10 protein-coding genes are annotated in these 17,593 nt (G+C 41.3%); 6 read left to right on the top strand and 4 right to left on the bottom strand.

The annotated features are described in order from the left end of the window. Window positions 1-264: 264 nt before the first annotated feature. A complete protein-coding gene (locus QUA99_RS06505) occupies window positions 265-1,650 on the bottom strand; it encodes a response regulator (RefSeq protein WP_333239247.1) in 1,386 nt (461 codons plus the stop codon). 349 nt (window positions 1,651-1,999) lie between these two features. Here QUA99_RS06505 and QUA99_RS06500 point away from each other — a divergent pair, with 349 nt between their 5' ends. Continuing rightward, on the top strand, window positions 2,000-5,218 hold the full coding sequence (locus QUA99_RS06500; RefSeq protein WP_333239249.1) for an ATP-binding protein: 3,219 nt from the start codon (window positions 2,000-2,002) through the stop codon (window positions 5,216-5,218). A gap of 19 nt (window positions 5,219-5,237) precedes the next feature. Here QUA99_RS06500 and QUA99_RS06495 read toward each other — a convergent pair whose 3' ends face one another. Continuing rightward, window positions 5,238-7,055 carry an EAL domain-containing protein gene (locus QUA99_RS06495; protein WP_333239251.1) on the bottom strand — a complete coding sequence of 606 codons (1,818 nt, stop codon included), beginning with the start codon at window positions 7,053-7,055 and terminating at the stop codon, window positions 5,238-5,240. Further along, the gene (locus QUA99_RS06490; RefSeq protein ID WP_333239253.1) at window positions 7,052-9,949 is read right to left on the bottom strand and encodes an ATP-binding protein; all 2,898 of its coding nucleotides are present in this window, start codon (window positions 9,947-9,949) and stop codon (window positions 7,052-7,054) included. Before QUA99_RS06490 ends, QUA99_RS06495 begins: the two co-directional genes overlap by 4 nt. Window positions 9,950-10,934: 985 nt before the next feature. Here QUA99_RS06490 and QUA99_RS06485 point away from each other — a divergent pair. Beyond that, entirely contained in the window at window positions 10,935-12,302 is a 1,368-nt protein-coding gene (locus tag QUA99_RS06485; protein ID WP_333239256.1) for a protein kinase domain-containing protein, read from the top strand. A gap of 134 nt (window positions 12,303-12,436) precedes the next feature. Further along, window positions 12,437-12,793 carry a dihydroneopterin aldolase gene (gene folB, locus QUA99_RS06480; RefSeq protein WP_333239258.1) on the top strand — a complete coding sequence of 119 codons (357 nt, stop codon included), beginning with the start codon at window positions 12,437-12,439 and terminating at the stop codon, window positions 12,791-12,793. A 98-nt stretch (window positions 12,794-12,891) separates the two neighbouring features. On the opposite strand, the gene QUA99_RS06475 is transcribed toward folB, so the two are convergent. After that, entirely contained in the window at window positions 12,892-13,224 is a 333-nt protein-coding gene (locus tag QUA99_RS06475; protein WP_333239260.1) for a DUF565 domain-containing protein, read from the bottom strand. A 356-nt stretch (window positions 13,225-13,580) separates the two neighbouring features. On the opposite strand from QUA99_RS06475, the gene QUA99_RS06470 reads away from it, so the two are divergent. The 3 genes from QUA99_RS06470 to QUA99_RS06460 all read left to right on the top strand — a co-directional run bounded on the left by QUA99_RS06470 (window position 13,581) and on the right by QUA99_RS06460 (window position 17,430). Further along, window positions 13,581-14,159, top strand: coding sequence for a hypothetical protein (locus QUA99_RS06470; RefSeq protein ID WP_333239262.1), 579 nt, complete (start codon window positions 13,581-13,583; stop codon window positions 14,157-14,159). Between the two features lie 547 nt (window positions 14,160-14,706). Further along, window positions 14,707-16,860, top strand: a complete 2,154-nt coding sequence (locus QUA99_RS06465; protein WP_333460317.1) for a glycosyltransferase family 39 protein — start codon at window positions 14,707-14,709, stop codon at window positions 16,858-16,860. Window positions 16,861-16,902: 42 nt separating this feature from the next. Further along, window positions 16,903-17,430 carry a GNAT family N-acetyltransferase gene (locus QUA99_RS06460; protein ID WP_333240435.1) on the top strand — a complete coding sequence of 176 codons (528 nt, stop codon included), beginning with the start codon at window positions 16,903-16,905 and terminating at the stop codon, window positions 17,428-17,430. The last annotated feature ends 163 nt before the right edge of the window (window positions 17,431-17,593 follow it).

Below are 17,593 nucleotides of genomic sequence, written 5' to 3'. Positions count from 1 at the left end.
GGAAATAGCGATCGCCTCTAGGGGCAGTTATACAAAATATAAACATTTTGTCAGTGTGTAAGTCCTAGCGGCTTCTCTTAATTTTTATTGATTGGCTGGGGGAACTGCGGGGATGAAAATCATCATTTCTCCAAGGGCGTTGATAAATCCTGCTTTGAACCGCTATATAGCGCGTCTAAATGAAGGGTCTCATTGACCGAGTAGAGAGGTTGCCTACTACGTCGGTTTAGTCTCCCATAAATTTGTTAATTCCTACGCTCTCCCTTACGCTAAAGGAATTTCAATAATGAACTCTGTCCCAACACCCTGTTCTGAAAAGCAACTCAGTTGACCATCATGTTTTTCTACAACAATCTGACGGCTAATTGATAAACCCAATCCCGTACCTTTTTCTGCTGGCTTGGTTGTAAATAGATAATCAAATATTTTAGCGCGTACCTCTTCCGACATTCCCAAACCGTTATCTTTAATGTGAATTATAGCGAGATTTCGGTGGGGGTCAACTTCAGTGTAAATCATAATGTGTCTGGGATTTGCTTTTGTTTCTTCCAAGTTTTGCTTCAGTAGAGAATCTTCTAAGGTATCAATTGCATTAGATATAATGTTAATAAATACCTGATTTATCTGTCCGGGGTAGCACGGTACTAGAGGTAAATTTCCATATTCTTTAACTACTTCTATTTTCGGACGTAGATCATTTGCTTTTAATCGATGTTGTAGAATTAGTAATGCACTGTCAATCCCTTCATGCAGGTTAGCTTCTACTTTTGATGTACTATCAGCGCGGGAAAAAGTCCTTAAAGATACACTAATTTGACGAATCCGTTCTACGCCCATTTTCATGGATGAAATAAGCTGGGGTAAGTCTTCTATTAAATACTCTAAATCCACTTCTTCGGCACGAATGGCGATCGCTGCACCTGGAGAGGGCAACTGTTGCTGATAAAGATGAACAATTTCTAATAAATCTTGAATATAAGTTTCAGCATGAGTCAGGTTTCCCTTGATAAACCCTACTGGATTATTAATTTCATGTGCCACTCCAGCCACTAATTGACCGAGGGTAGACATTTTTTCGCTTTGGATTAATTGTAGTTGAGCTTGTTGGATGGTCTGTAGAGCTTGTTTGAGTTCAGAGGTTCGGTCTTCAACTCGTTTTTCTAATTCTTGATTCAATTGTTGTAAAGTTTTTTCTAAAGCCGTTTTTTCTTCAATTTTTTCTTGGAGTAATTGATTTTTGCTCGCTAAATCTTTGGTCAAGTTTCGCAATTCTAAATGAACTTTAATTCGCGCTAATACTTCTTCTTTTTGAAATGGTTTAGTGATATAATCTACAGCCCCAAGACTCAACCCTTTGACTTTTTGATCTGTGTTGCCAAGAGCCGTCATAAAAATTATCGGAATTTCTGAAGTTGACGGGTTACTTTTCAGTCGAGAACAAGTTTCAAATCCGTCAATTCCCGGCATCATTATATCTAATAAAATTAAATCTGGGGTGACATATTCTATTTTTTGCAGCGCACTTTCTCCATCTTGAGCTACTAAAACTTCTAGCCCGGCTTCATCTAAAACGTTAAATATAACACCTAAGTTTGTCGGATTATCATCTACAATTAAGATGGTGTTTTTTGAGAAAGATAAATTATTCATAACGGTTTAGCCTTCTCCTTTGTTTTTAATTATAAGCCGCGTGGCGTCCTGACTATCTAATCTGCCAGTTTGCAGAGCCAATCTGCGGCAGGATTTTTCAATTATAAGCTGCGTAGCATTCTGACTATTTCATGGGCGGGAAAAAAGTAGCTTTGTTCCCTTGGTGTATCATCATATTATAGTTCAACGAGAATGCTAACCAATGTAATCTTTTTTATCTTAACGTAAAGTTTTTGTAACACACTCTAGTCTTATGGTTTTCCTATCCCTTTCTCTACAGAAGAGTCCTACGTCTGGTGAAGATTCTCTTGCGCTATAGTATAGACAAATACATTTTTACTAAAAAGTTATGTCTACAAATGTTGCTAAGTTCCAGAAAATTCCGCTACGCCGTGTCTTAATTCTTCCTTTTGTTTTACAAATCTTTACAGCAGTAGGGGTAACCGGATATTTTTCGTTACAAAATGGACAAAAAGCTGTTAATGATGTAGCCGCACAGTTGTGCCGTGAAATGGCTACGAGAATTGAGCAGAATTTGCGGACATATCTTGCTGCTCCCCATTTAGTTAATCAAATTAATGCTGATGCTGTTAGTCTGGATCAATTGAGTATAGAAGATATGAGAGCATGGGAGCGTCATATTTGGAGGCAAAAAAATCAATTTAACAGCGTAAATGGCATATTAATAATAAATGAAAAAGGTCAAGGTGCAGCTATTCAGACTAATGATGAAGAAAAGCTAGTAATTCATTCAACAGAGACAACTAAGCCCAATCAATTATATATGTATTTTGCTGGTAACAAAGGAGAAAGGCTTAAATTAATTAAAGTGGTTAAAAACTTTGATCTGCGCAAGATTAAAGCCTACCAACAGAGCTTAAAAGCTGGCAAACCTATCTGGAGTCCAATTTATTTTGGCGAGACTATTCATACACCTTTAATGGCGGCAAGTCAAACAGTTTTTGACAAAAACGGGAAAGTTCTTGGTGTCTTATTTACCACTCTACGTTTATCTCTGATTAGTAATTTTTTGCAAACTTTAAAAGTTGGGGAAACGGGACAGACTTTTATTATTGAGCGAACCGGAATGCTAGTCGCTACTTCCACATCAGAAAAACCCTATCGAAATAAGCAAAGATTTCTTGCAACCGACAGCAAAAATATGTTAACCAAATCTACTGCCAAATATCTAACAGAGCGATTTAACAATCTCAATTCTATTAAAAATTCTCAGCCGTTAGATTTTTTACTTAACGGACAAAAACAATTAGTACAAGTTGTTCCTTTTCAAGATGGTAAAGGTATTGATTGGTTAATGGTCATTGCGGTTCCAGAAAATGATTTTATGGAACAAATTAACAGCAGTAGACATACGACGATTTTATTATGTCTTTTGGCACTATTTTTGGCAACTGTTTTGGGAATTTTGACTTCTGAATGGATAGCTCGACCGATTCGGCGTTTGGGTAAAGCCACAAACGCGATCGCTGACGGCGACTTTGAGCAAAAAGTAACTGCTTCCTCTGTTAAAGAAATCAGCGCTTTAGCGACTTCTTTCAATTTAATGAGCCAGCAACTCAAGCAGTCCTACGCACAATTAGAAGATTATTCGCACTCCTTAGAACAAAAAGTCGCAGAAAGAACCCAAGCATTAGAGCAAGAAATACGCGATCGCCAACAGATCCAAGAGATCCTCCGAGAAAGCGAACAAAGGTATCAATTAACTCTAGAAAGCGTGAATGAGGGCATCTGGGACTGGCGAATCAAAACAAACACCATCTATTTTTCACTCCAATGGAAAGCCATGCTAGGCTATCAAGACAACGAAATTATTAACGAGTTTAGCTCTTGGGAAACACTGGTTCACCCCGATAATTTACACCCGGTATTAGACTCTTTAGGAAACTATTTAAAAAGTGGAAGTAACGAACCATATAGTTGGGAATTTCAGATGCAACACAAAAACGGTAGCTACAGGTGGATACTATCGCGAGGTCGGGTTGTCGAGCGGGATGCGGAAGGCCAACCCCTACGTTTAGTCGGCTCTCACACCGATCTGACCGATCGCAAACAAACGGAAATAGAATTGCAAATAGCCAAGGAAGCTGCCGACGCTGCGAACAAAGCCAAAAGCGAATTTTTAGCCAACATGAGCCACGAACTTCGCACGCCACTCAACGGTATATTGGGCTACGCTCAAATCCTCATGCGTTCAAAAAATTTAGACTCTCAAGATATGAGCGGTCTGAAAATTATTCATCAGTGTGGCTCTCATTTGCTCACTTTAATTAACGACATCCTCGACTTTTCTAAAATCGAAGCCAGGAGAATGGAGCTTTACCCGACACAATTTCATTTTTTGGCATTTTTAGAGGAAGTCAGTCAAATTTTTCGCCTCAGAGCCGAACAAAAAGCCATCAGTTTTATTTGTCAATTTGACTCTTCCTTACCCACCAACGTGCAAGGGGATGAAAAACGCTTAAGGCAGATTTTAATTAATCTCTTAGGTAATGCTGTAAAATTTACCGATCGAGGGGGCGTTACTTTCAAAGTTCAACTCATAAAATCAGTAGCCTTAGAACCTAACCCCAAGGAATTAAACGCCATCAACACTATCCGCTTTCAAATAGAAGATACTGGAGTGGGGATCGGCGAAGAGAAAATGCAGAAAATTTTTCAACCTTTTGAACAGGTAGGCAATACCGAGAAGATGTCAGAAGGAACGGGTTTGGGATTGGCAATTAGCTTAAAAATTATCGAAATGATGGGTGGTAGTATTCGAGTGGCCAGTCAGTTAAATGCTGGCAGCCAATTTTGGTTTGATTTAGACTTGCCTTCTGCTAGTAAATGGGAATCGGCAATTCAGCCACAAGCTGCGATCGCGGGCTATCAGGGAACTAAAGTGAAAATTCTCGCAGTTGATGATAAGTGGGAAAATCGCTCCGTACTGGTTAATTTGTTGACACCCCTTGACTTTGAAGTGCTGGAAGCTGCTAACGGTAAAGAAGCTTTAAACCAAGTTAATTCTTGCCAATTTAATGCCGTAATAACTGATTTAGTCATGCCAGAAATGGATGGCTTCGAGTTAGTGAGCTGTCTCCGCTCTCAACCTAAATTTAAAGATTTAGTCATTATAGTTTCTTCAGCTAGCGTGTTTGAAGCTGACCAACATAAGAGTTTAGATGTGGGCGCAAATGCTTTTTTACCCAAACCCGTACAGGCGGCTGAGTTATTTGTATTGCTACAAAAGCATTTAGGGATATCTTGGGTATATCAAGAGTCATCTCACCTCAATCAAAATGTCAATCAATCCGTGCGATCGGATTCCGCTGCTTCGTTAGTACCTCCCCCAGATGAAGAACTGGTAATTTTATACGATTTGGTTATGAGAGGTAATTTAAAAGCCGTGACTCAACAAGTTGAACAGTTAAAAAATTTGGATGCAAAATATATTCCCTTTGCCGAACGGGTAGGTGAATTGGCTGCAAGCTTTCAGGAAAAACAATTACGGTTATTTATCAACGATTACAAAGCCGATAACAAAAATCAAATTGATGGTTTAAAATAACGCGATAATAATAGTTCAATTATAAGCCTATAAACCGCGTGGCGTTATGACTATCTAAGGGGCGAGAAAAAAAGTAACCTTGCCCGAGAATACATCCTAGTTCTCGAAGAATTTCTATTTGTTCTTGAGTTTCCACTCCTTCAGCAACAATTTCCATACTTAAATTTTTACCTAATAATATAATTGTTTGAATTAAACTTGTATCATTGGGATTTCGAGCCAGGTTTTGCAAAAAGGAACGATCGATTTTTAAAGTATCAATTGGTAACTCTTTGAGTAAACTTAATGAAGAGTAGCCAGTACAAAAATCATCGATACATATACCAACACCCATAGTTTTTAAAAATTCCAAGTTTAAATTGGTTGTTTTTAATAGACAACTTTCAGTAATTTCTATATTTAAAGTGTTTTTCTTTATCCCAGTTTGTTGTAAAATTTCTGCAATTTGTTCAAATAAATTAACTTGCTGGAATTGAATGGGAGAAAAGTTAACGTTCATTTTCAAAGGCAGGTGAGGCAATTGCTCTTGCCAACGTCGTAACTGGTTGCAAGCTTCGCGTAAAATCCACCAACCTAAAGGATTAATTAATCCGGTTTCTTCAGCAACAGGGATAAATTGATCGGGTGAAATCATGCCTTTGGGATGATTCCAGCGGATTAAAGCTTCAAAACCTTTAATTTCTTCAGTAATCAGGGAAACAATCGGTTGATAGTACAAGCAAAATTCTTGTTGAGAGATCGCTTTTCGCAAGTCTTGCTCCAGATCGAGGCGTGCGATCGCATCCGCTTGCATCTGCGGATCGAAAACCTGATAGTTACCACTTCCCTGCTTTTTAGCTCGATACATTGCAATATCCACATCTCTAAGAATATCCATCGGTTGTTGATAATTCATGGCACTAGAAGTGATCCCAATACTCGCTTCTACGATCGCTTCATAGTCATTAAACTTAAAGGGTAACTTAAACTGTTCTAATAATTTTTGAGCCACTGAAGTTCCGGTTTCTGTTTCTACTAAAATAACAAATTCATCCCCCCCCATTCGCGTTGCTATTTGGGAAGGTTTTAAACACCCTTGCATCCGCTTGGCCACGCACTTTAGTAGCTCGTCTCCTGCTAAATGTCCTAGGCTATCATTGATAATTTTAAAACGATCTAAGTCAACAAACAAAACAGAATAACTCGTATTGGCTGCAATTAACTCCTGCAATTGCTTAATCAACCAGTCTCGATTCGGCAAACCGGTTAAGGAGTCATGAAAGGCATTATGCTCCAATTGAGCTTTACTTCTGTACAAGTCTTGCAGCGTTTGAGAAAGTTCTGCTGTTCGTTCTTTTACTCGGTTTTCCAATTGTTGATTTAGCTGTTTTAAGTCGGCGCGAGCCTTAGCATGATCGGCAATTTCTTGCAATAAATGCTGATTTTTAGCTTCAATAGTTTTAGTTAAGTTTCGCACATCTAAATGAGTTTTAATTCTCGCTAAAACCTCTTGTTTTTGAAAAGGTTTAATAATATAATCTACGGCTCCTAAAGATAAACCTTTGACAACATTATCTGTTTCCGAAAGAGCCGTAATAAAAATTACAGGAATTTTACTCCATAGGGGGTTTGCTTTCAAGCGTTCATAAGTTTCAAATCCGTTGATTCCGGGCATCATTATATCTAATAAAATTAGGTCTGGAATCACATAATTTATTTTTTGAAGAGCACTTTCTCCATCTTGAGCTACCAAAACCTCAAAACTAGCTTCACTGAGGAAATCCGCTAAGATTCCTAAATTAGCAGGGACATCATCCACTACCAAAATTGTATTTGAGTAAGACATTGAATTTTTCATAAATTTATTTCTTTGTATTGAGTGAGCATCTCCAAAATTTTTTTCTCTTGAAAATCTTTAGCTAAATGTAGCATTTTTGACGCAAATGGCAAGTATATTGGATCTGTTTTTTCAAGATTTTCTGTTTGTTTGATAATTTCTTTCAAATTACCCCGCAACGCTAAATCCAACAGTTTATCTAATGCTTCTGGAGGAGGAAGAACAATTTTATCGTAATTGGGTTTCCTTCCTGAAGGCATCAATGATACCGGTTCATAAATCCACTCTATTTGTAAATGAAGTGCTAATTTTTCTAAAAGTTCTTCAGCTTGAACGGGTTTGGCTAAAAAATCAACTGCTCCAGCTTGTAAGCTTTGATTTTGGTCTGTTTCAAAAACACTAGCCGAAGAAACAATTATTTTAATATCTTTTAATTCTAAGCTTGTTTTCCAGTATTGCATCAATTGAAATCCATCCATTTCCGGCATGACTAAATCTGTAATAACTAAATCTGGTTTAGCCTGAATTGCTATGTTCAATCCTTGTTTACCGTCGCTCGCTTCTATTACTTCAAATCCTAGAGGAGTCAGTAAATTAAGAATGACCGATCGATTTTCCCAACGATCGTCAATTACGAGAATTTTTTGGGTATTTCCTTTAAATCCAATGATTCTACCTCTGTCGTTTTGAGAACTTGTATTAACCCATTCTGTGGCTTCTAATAAATCTAAATCAAACCAAAAAATACTGCCCATTTGTAATTGACTGGTGACTTGAATGGTACTGCCCATTAGTTGAATGATTTTTTGAGTAATTGTCAGTCCTAATCCAGTTCCTTCTGCTTGATTTTTGCGAGACCCAACTTGTTCAAAAGGTAAAAATATTTGGGCGATTTCTTCGGGTTTAATTCCTACTCCTGTATCTTTGACACTGAAGCGAATTTTATAGCTAGTTTGATTGGAAAAATTAATATATTTTTTTTCAATTGAACTGACACTAAAACTTATTTCTCCTATTTTGGTAAATTTGATGGCGTTACCAATAAGGTTAATTAATGCTTGTCGCAAGCGTTTTTCGTCGGCGTGAATGGCAATGGGTAAATCGGGATCGGGTTGGTAGCTAAATTTGAGACTTTTTTGTTCGGCGCGAATGCGACAAATTTCGGCAACGGCGTGTAGAAAAGCGGGAAAATGAAATTCTGTAGGGTAGAGTTCCATTTTCTGAGCTTCTATTTTAGAAAGGTCGAGAATATCGTTAATCAAAGTTAGCAGGTGAGAACCGCACTGGTAGATAATTTCAACGCTATTTTGTTCGTGTTCTCCTAGTTTTACAGAACGTTTGAGGATTTGGGCGTAGCCTAAGATACCGTTGAGTGGGGTTCGCAGTTCGTGACTCATGTTAGCCAGAAACTCGCTTTTGGCTTGGTTGGCATTTTCTGCGGCTTCTTTGGCTGCATAAATTTCTTGTTCGGCACGTTTGTATTCGGTAATGTCTTCTACTGTCCCTTCGTAGTAGAGAATATTGCCATTTTCATCACAAATAGCGCGAGCATTTTCTGAAATCCAGATAATACTACCGTCGCGGCGATAAACTTGAGATTCAAAGTCGGCAATACTGCCGCGATCGCCTATAATTTTTACGAATTCTTCTCGGCGGTTGGGCTCGATATAAACTTGTTGGTTAATATTGGTTAATTTGCCAATTAATTCGTCAGTAGAATTGTAACCATAAATTTCAGCCAAGGCGGGATTAGCGCTAAGATATTCACCATCTGGCGTAATTTGGAAAATTCCGTGAATTGAATTTTTGAAAATGCTGCGATATTTGGCTTCAGCAGCTTGCAATTGTTTTTCAAATTGTTGGCGCTTTTTGCGATTGCTGAGAAAAGCCATAAAAATGTAAGTAACTATCGCTAATACTAGCAGTGCAAACCCAATGATTTGATATTTTCTACCAACTAACTGATTCAGTCGCTGTTCCAATAAACGATCTAAAAGTGGAAAAGCTGTATCGTAAAGTTTTAATTGGGACTCTAGGGCAGTTTCGGCTGTAGCTGTATATACGAATGGCTGTAAGTTGATTCTATTGGCATTAATGATATCTTTGTCGAGTAAGTCAATAAATCTTTTGATATCCTTGAAATTTTGGCGCACGCTAGTGGATAGCTGCCGCTGAATTTGCGGATTAGCATTAGCAGAAATTTGCAAGCCTCTTTCCACTGCTTGTATAGGCGGTGCAATTAAACTCCGAATAATCAAAAGTTTTGCTCGATCGCTGTCTGCAATTTTTTGTTTAGCTTGTTGAGCGGTGAGCTTTGCACCGAGATCTTTAGCTTGAGCCGTATTCTCTATCGTTAATGGTAGCTGCGTAACCACTGCATTCATTAAATAATAACTGTCTAAAGATGGATCGAGAATGAGATTAGAAACATCTCCAATGTGGGCAATTAAATCTAGGATATCGTTAACAATAGTTGTATGTGCTTGCCAGCTTTGGGTAGGAAATAAGTTGAATTTTTGCTTTTTTAATCGCTGCCAGTTGCGGTTAATGGAAGTTTTGAGCGTTAGCCATTGCGGGCTAGTTTTAAATTGGGGCGATAGCTGTTTTTCTACTGCATTGAGGTTTTGAATGGCAGTTTCGATCTTTTCTGTTGCCGTGGTGATCGCAGGTGCTAAAGATTTATCCCCATTTAAATATTGATTAACTTGCGTGCGGTGTTCAATAACAGCGACAAGCAATTTTTTTAAAGGATAATTATAAGCCAAGCCGAGTTTTTCTTTTTGAGTCAATTCAATTTTACTATCAACTTCAGCGATTAGTTGATAAACTACCAGAGCAAAAGGAAAGATAAAAATTAACAACAACGCCATTAAATTTATGGGTTCGGTGAGGCGCTGGTGTAAGGGCTTGTTCATAATCTAATAAGTAATGGATAATGATTTCTTTGTAAATAGCTATTAAGATGATTGTCAATCTGCGCTCTAACCTCATGGTAGAATTTGACAATTTCCTTAGTAGCTGTTTGTTCATTATGTAAAGAGACATACCCCGTTATTGCTACACCGACAAAAATATTTAGGATAAAAGGCCGAACCAAGATCAGACCTAATGGAATTTTGGGAGTTACCGTCATGCAGTAAATGATTGAGACTTTTTTAGAATTTGCCCAGCAGGTACCTGACTAATATCAATATTACGCTGTCTTTTGCTGAGTATCTATTCTAGTTGAAAGAAGATGCTAATTAATGTCATCTTTATTACAGTACATAAAAATTAATGTAATGTAACAGACTCTAGTCCTATAACTATTCAATCCTCTTCTCTACGGAAGACTCCTACCTTTGGTAAATATTCTATTGTTATAGACCATAGAGTAATACATTTTTTAACAATTTATATATAGAAGTGTTGCCAAACCTCAGAAAATACCGCTTTCTAGCATCTTAACTTCTAGAACTTACGCATTGACAAAGTATTTATATTTTGTATAAGTGTCCCTAGAGGCGATCGCTATTTCCCGAGCAGACAGAATTCAGTAAACTTACTCAAGTTGTCATGGGGAGCAGAAACATTAGGCATCTCCGGAAAAGCTGAATCACCTAATGGGATACAATTGTGCAGAATATGCGCTGCCAGTTGACTTCACCTCGATTTGACGACACCATCAGGATGAGAAGCAATTCTAGTTAAAAGCTAGTCCAGAAATAGCGCTTAGGTTAGTCATTTTTTTGATAATGATGAGGGAGAGTCTACATCATCAAACGATCGGTAAAGCTATTGAGTAGAGGATTGATATTGCTGGGGCGATCGCCCTTCCTTCCCTCGCATTCAAACAAACTTAGCTACAATAAGCTATACTGTGCTCGGCGACTCCCCCAATCGAACAATTTGCCGTGGTTTATGTCTAACTCCTCCCTCCTCACCCCAGGTTCGACTCTCGAAAAACGCTACCGCATCCTCCGCGAATTGGGCCGCGGTGGCTTCGGGCGCACTTACCTCGCAGAAGATATCAACCGCTACGGCGAACACTGCGTGCTCAAAGAGTTTTCTCCGGTAGTTCACAGCCCGAAAGCTGTCGAATTGTTCGATCGCGAAGCGAGTATGCTTTACAACCTCCAACACCCGCAAATTCCCCGCTTTCGAGAACTCCTGCGAACCGATTTGGGCGGGAATCCATCTTTATTTTTAGTCCAAGATTATATCAAGGGTCAAACCTACGAAGAAATATTGATATCGCGCCAGCAGCAAGGTAAAAATTTTACCGAAGTTGAAGTGACTCAACTGCTATTTCAGCTTTTACCAATTTTAGAATACATCCACTCGAAAAATTTAATTCACCGCGATATTTCTCCGGATAATATTATTCAGCATGATGCTGACAAACTACCCTTTTTAATTGATTTCGGTTCTGTGAAGCAAATCGCAGCCAATGCCGTACTTCAGTTTAACGGACAATCGGATACGGCGATCGGCAAACAGGGTTATTCGCCAGCCGAACAAATGCGGCTGGGGAAAGTTTCTGCCGCTAGCGATTTATACGCTTTAGCCGTCACGGCTTTGGTACTGCTAACTGGGAAAAAGCCTCAAAAATTGTACGATATCAATCATAAAACTTGGGATTGGCGATCGCACGTCAGTGTCAGCCCTAATTTAGCTACGGTATTGGATCGGATGTTAGCAGAACAACCGGGCGATCGCTACCAGTCCGCAAAAGAAGTCCGGGAAGCACTCAAAGATCCCAAACTATCTCAAATTGGCAGTATAATTTCCCAAATGGTGACAATGAACTTTGTCGGCCGCCCATTCAAACACAGCACTCAAACTGCTACGAATAACAATACTCCTGTGGGGCAGAACCCTCAAATTGTTAACCGCAACACTAGCAAAATTAAGCTAATTCCTTGGAAAACCCTAGGGACTTTAAGTGTGGTTTTATTGCCGGGAATTCTAGCTTTTAGTGCAGTCAAATCAGGTTTTACTCTCCCAAAGTTACCTGAACTGCCAAAACTTCCCGAACTTCCGAATTTTCCAGATAAGTCTTTAGATGCAGAAATAGCTAGGCAAGAGAACATTGGCAAGCGTCGCAAAAATCTCAATATCGAGCCGGATATTTTTTATAATAAAGTCGATCAATTATTTTACAACAAATATCCAGAATTACAAGGTCGTACATTGACAGACAAGCCCGAAGATGCAGAAATTAGAAAGAAATGGTATCAAGTCGCTGAGAATTTTTTGGATAGGTTGGAGAAGGGAGAGCAGTTTTGAAATTTAAAAGAGAATAAGAGTGATTGAACCGCGAAGGACCCAGAGGGAGCAGAGTAAAGAGAGAAAAGAGAATTAGAATTTGAGCGGGTTCAATGTAAATTGGTATATGCAATGCAGTTTTAGTTTATTTCAAAATGGATTCAATTCAACTTACAGGAATTCGCTGCTACGGCTACACTGGGTATCTGCCAGAGGAGCAGGTATTGGGGCAGTGGTTTGAAGTGGATGTCACTCTCTGGTTAGATTTATCCCCAGCCGGAAACAGCGATGATATCGAACATACCCTTGATTACCGGAGTGCAATTACTCTGGTTCAACAGCTAGTCAAAAACTCGAAGTTTGTATTAATCGAACGGCTAGCAGATGCGATCGCCCAAGCACTTTTACAACTGCCTTTAGTCGAAAAAGTCAAGATACAGCTCTCAAAACCGGCCGCTCCCATCCCTGACTTCGGCGGCAGAATTACTCTAGAAATTACCCGAAGTAATTAGTCTATATTCTTAGCGTGGCGAGGGCGGGTTTGGGTAATGGTAAACTTGCTTGATTGCAGATAGCCTCACTCAACCCGCCCCTATAGATTCAAAATTTTTTAAGATCCCAGTTTGAAAGCTTCCACAAATAAATTGTAAGTCAGGCCAATTTTCAGAGAATTGAGCACCTCCACCCACAAATAACCGGCTGCGGGCCTCTTGCCGCCGTAAACCAGTCGGTTCGTCAACTCCGTCAACAACACCAACAGCCCGGCCGCGACAATATCCCAATCAGCGGATTGTCCGGCAATCGTCGAAATAGCTGTTCCCAAAAAAGTGCCCGACAGCAGGCTAATTATCAGGATCGAAATCCGCCGCCAAGGATTGCTCAGCCAGCGTCCGAATTGCTCGCCCAGAACATCAATCAATCTGTTAATTCGGGTATTCTGCATAGAAGTTATACCATTGTAGATTTTAGATTAAAGAATTGGGAATGACTGATGACGATCGGGGTTTGGAGCACGGGCCTATAGTTGCATCTTTTTTTAAACTGGTATTAAAAGTTATACTCTGGAGTCAAAAAATGCTGCTTCAGACCAACTCCAAATCTTGGCCGGGGTTAGTACGCCACCATCTAAAATCTAAAATTTAACATCTAAGATGGTATTGAGCGATCGCCAAGTTATAGTCCTGAACAGTCAGGTAGTTAAGTGTAGCTGTATCTTGTGGCACCGCAGCCCCGGGTTCTACATTAAGGATAGTTATGAATAATTGCGGGTGTGCAGTCTATCCTTTAAGCATAAAATTTATGAAGCTTAAAATTTACCAGAGCGTAATTGGAGTGACGATCGTCCTAATTACAGGAATGTTTCTAGGACGTTTTGAAATCACTATCTCCAACGGTTCAAATCGGTCGAGCGATTGGCCCTCACAAGCCACCGCACTCCCCCCCACACCCCCCATTTCCCCAGTCGCCACAGCTTCTGCAGGCACCGCCAGCGAACCCAAACCCGACTCAATAGCAACCCCCCCACAGTCAGAGGAGGAATTGGTTTCCTCAATCCCTGTAAATGCTAAAGCCTCCGGCAGTCTGCGCGTCAGCAACCGCAGCGAACACCCAGTGCGAGTGGCCCTGCTGTCGAAACGGCAAGCCGATAAATCCTACGGCAAACCGGCGCACTGGGATTTTGCGCCGGGAGAAGGAGGCGACAAGGGATTGATGCTATCGCTGCCGGAGGGCAAGTTACAAGTCAAACGGGGAGACATTCTGGTGGTTTTTGCTCAGGACGGTTCTCGCCGCTACTGGGGGCCTTACGTCGCCGGGGAGACACCCTCGCCCGCTTGGAACCGCACAGCCAGAGAATGGCAATTAATTTTGCAGCATTGAACCCTTAGCTGCAAGTGCCGAGATTTTGGTCGAGAAACCCGGTTGATACGGTCTTGTTGAGAACGGTGCCGCGATGCGAGGTTAAACGGAACTTACCCCTGCAGGGGGTAGTTTCGGTGGCTGTATTCTTTGAGCCGTATTCGTTTTAGCTATTTGGCAGTTCCAATTTTGTAGCCATGTATTTAAGATTTTCTTAATATTTAGAACCAAAGTATTGCTGTATCATAAAATTAACTCAAACCCGCTCCACATAAGGGTTGTAAAAAGTTGTAGTCATGTACTTGATTTTCCCGCTCCAGGAAAGTCTTGCCCTGTAATGGTTTCAGAAGAAATGAATCTTATGTGCGGGGTAAGTTCCGGTTAAACTCACATCGCGGCATCATTTTAAAGAACAGGCAAGATGCCTGTTCTTTAAAATGAATTTTCTTGTGGGGCGGGCAGGATGCCCGCCCGTAAAAGCCTTGTTGAGAAGGGTACAACATCTCGGTTGAACCGCATTCGATCGAATTGGGAGTTTCGAGAATGCGAATCTTTCGGTAGACTCTCTATGCGAGCTACAATTTTAAATCTAAAATCGCAGGAAGTTTGGGTGAAGGAAGTTATTAAAAATTTGTCAGAGTTTAGGAATCGCCCGTTAGCGAAAGCGTTGCGATCCGAAGGAAAGCCCGCCCCTACGGGGGCTACGCCAACGAAGAGGATCGCGCCAAAGCTGCTGTCGCTGTTGTGGCTGTGCGCGATCGCCTCGGTGGCTTTTTTGTGGAATCTCGGCAACATCGGTTTAGTTGACGAAACCGAACCGCTGTTTGCCGAAGCCGCCCGTCAAATGACGGTGACAGGGGATTGGATCACTCCTTATTTCAACGGCGAAACCAGGTTTGACAAGCCGCCGTTGATTTACTGGCTGATGGCGGTCGCTTACCGCACTCTGGGCGTTAACGAATGGGCCGTGCGTCTTCCCTCGGCCTTGTGCGCGATCGGTCTGACTTGCCTCGGATTCTATACCTTATCGAAGACAGAAAGTTTCATAAGGAAAAACGAAGAAGGAAGAAGAAAGAAGGAAGAGAAAAGAGGCAATGAGGAAGAGAGAAGAGAGAATGAGGAAGAAGCAAAATTCTCCCCCACTCCCCCTTCCCCACTCTCCTCCACTCCCCCAATCTCCCCCTCTCCCACTCCCCCCCTCTCCCACTTCCCCCCTCTCCCACTCCCCCCCTCTCCCACTCCCCCCCTCTCCCACTCCCCCCCTCTCCCACTCCCCCCCTCTCCCCCTCTCCCCCTCTTTCTTTCTACTCCTTGGATTGGTGCTGCCCTAATAGCTTTAAATCCCCAAACTATTGCCTGGGGACGGACTGGCGTTTCCGATATGCTATTAGTCGGTTGTATGTGTTCGGCACTGCTCGCATTTTTCCTCGGTTACACCCTCGAAGAACAGAGAGAACAAGCAGAATTTTCTACCGTTTCCGCTTCCCGATTTCCCAATAAGTGGTATCTGACTTTTTACGTACTAATTGCCTTAGCAATTCTGGCTAAGGGGCCTGTGGGAATTGTCGTGCCAGCGCTGATTGTTGGCAGCTTCGGGCTTTATTTGGGAAATTTTCGGCAACTTTGGCGCGAAATGCGTCCGGTGTCGGGAATCTTGATTATTCTGGCGATCGCCCTGCCGTGGTACATTTTGGTTATTTTAGCCAACGGTCAAACTTATATTGACAGTTTTTTCGGCTATCACAATTTCCAGCGTTTTACTGGAGTAGTCAACAAGCACTCGGCGCCTTGGTATTTTTACTTTTTTGTAGTGCTAGTTGGTTTTGCACCTTGGTCGATTTATTTGCCGGTGGCGATCGCCCGCACCCGTTTTTGGCAGCGCAGTTACTGGCGCCGTCAACCGCGATCGGCTCAGTTGAGTTTATTTGCCCTATTTTGGTTCGGCTGCATCTTTGGCTTTTTCACGATCGCCGTGACTAAATTGCCCAGTTATGTATTGCCTTTAATCCCCGCCGCTGCGATTTTGGTAACGCTGCTGTGGAGCGATATTATTGCAGGCAACGAACCAAAAAACAGGCGGGCAAAGTTAGAAATAAAACCTGATTTTTTACCGCGAGGGCTGTTAGTTACATACATTTTCAATGTCATATTTTTATTAATTGTAGCCGGAGCAACTTTCTACAGCTACAACTGGCTGGGAGACGACCCGGCAATGCCCAATTTTCCCCAAGCAATTCAGCAGTCGGGATTGCTGATTGTCGGCGGTACGATTTGGATAATTACAGCCGTGGCGATCGCACTTTTACTTTGGCAACGGCAACAGCGCTGGATTTTGGTTGCTAATTTCATCGGGTTAGTAGCATTTATCATCTTTGGTCTTACTCCCGCCTACAAAGCGGTCGATATCAACCGCCAGTTACCTCTAAGACAGTTAGCACAGGTTGCGGTTCAACAAAAACTGCCGGGGGAAGAGTTTATTATGGTTGGTTTCTGGAAACCCAGTCTGGTTTTTTATACCCAAGGGCCGGTGACTTACTACCGAGCTGTCACAAAGGCGATCGACTACATTAAGGAATCTAAAAACCCAACTTCTCCCTCTGTTTTGTTGCTGGGATATCCAGAGAAATTTGTGCAATTAGGATTGCAGCCAAATCAATATCAATTGTTGGACAGTCGGGGCGCTTACCAACTCGCCAGGGTTCCGAGAACAGCGTTTCGCTAGTGCCTATAGTGCGATTTGATACTTGTTGAACAAGGTAGAAAAATGATTAAAACTAACAATCTTCAACTACTTCCCGTCGCAAGGATTCACATAGAAGCTTTCTTACGAAGTAAAAGCGAGCTTGCAGCAATTTTAAATGTCATCGTGCCTAATAGCTGGCCTCATTTCCCGGAAGCATTTTCCCTCCCTGCTGACGAATCTTGCGAATCCAATCCGCCTCCAACTGACTGGCGCAACTACTTCTTTATTCATCCAAAAAATCAAGTGCTTGTCGGCAACGGAGGTTTCAAAGGCTCACCTGATGAGTCGGGGACTATAGAGATAGGTTATGAAATTGCTTCCGAATATTGGAATCGCGGGTTTGCAACTGAGGTGGCACAGGGAATGATCGATTATGCTTTCGCTCACGAGGAGGTGAAAGCAGTCATCGCTCACACTTTAGCAGAAAAAAATGCCTCGAATAGGGTGTTGCAAAAAGTGGGAATGAAGTTCATTGCAGAGGTGGACGATCCTGAAGAAGGCAAGATATGGCGATGGCAAATAAGCAGGGATGAATATCATCCGACTTGAACTGTAAAGCCGTTTCGCTGTTTAAGCCACTGGTTTTGGCGGTAATTTGAAGGTTCTAGGTTGGAGCATTAAATCTGCCAGATTGAATAAAAGCTATAATCCAGTCACTACCTAAAACCCGAAGCTCGGAGCCTACAATGGTTTCAATTCTCAACAAACCCTC

It is taken from the genome of Microcoleus sp. F10-B2 (genome assembly GCF_036704965.1).
Lineage (GTDB): Bacteria > Cyanobacteriota > Cyanobacteriia > Cyanobacteriales > Microcoleaceae > Microcoleus.
The sequence above is the reverse complement of the archived record's forward strand: the minus strand, read 5'-3'. Positions and strand labels throughout refer to the sequence as shown.

What these genes read in the sequence shown, in the direction of transcription:
- QUA99_RS06505 (WP_333239247.1), bottom strand. Translation starts at nt 1,650, where the DNA reads ATGAATAATTTATCTTTCTCAAAAAACACCATCTTAATTGTAGATGAT.
- QUA99_RS06500 (WP_333239249.1), top strand. Translation starts at nt 2,000, where the DNA reads ATGTCTACAAATGTTGCTAAGTTCCAGAAAATTCCGCTACGCCGTGTC.
- QUA99_RS06495 (WP_333239251.1), bottom strand. Translation starts at nt 7,055, where the DNA reads ATGAAAAATTCAATGTCTTACTCAAATACAATTTTGGTAGTGGATGAT.
- QUA99_RS06490 (WP_333239253.1), bottom strand. Translation starts at nt 9,949, where the DNA reads ATGAACAAGCCCTTACACCAGCGCCTCACCGAACCCATAAATTTAATG.
- QUA99_RS06485 (WP_333239256.1), top strand. Translation starts at nt 10,935, where the DNA reads ATGTCTAACTCCTCCCTCCTCACCCCAGGTTCGACTCTCGAAAAACGC.
- folB (WP_333239258.1), top strand. Translation starts at nt 12,437, where the DNA reads ATGGATTCAATTCAACTTACAGGAATTCGCTGCTACGGCTACACTGGG.
- QUA99_RS06475 (WP_333239260.1), bottom strand. Translation starts at nt 13,224, where the DNA reads ATGCAGAATACCCGAATTAACAGATTGATTGATGTTCTGGGCGAGCAA.
- QUA99_RS06470 (WP_333239262.1), top strand. Translation starts at nt 13,581, where the DNA reads ATGAAGCTTAAAATTTACCAGAGCGTAATTGGAGTGACGATCGTCCTA.
- QUA99_RS06465 (WP_333460317.1), top strand. Translation starts at nt 14,707, where the DNA reads ATGCGAGCTACAATTTTAAATCTAAAATCGCAGGAAGTTTGGGTGAAG.
- QUA99_RS06460 (WP_333240435.1), top strand. Translation starts at nt 16,903, where the DNA reads ATGATTAAAACTAACAATCTTCAACTACTTCCCGTCGCAAGGATTCAC.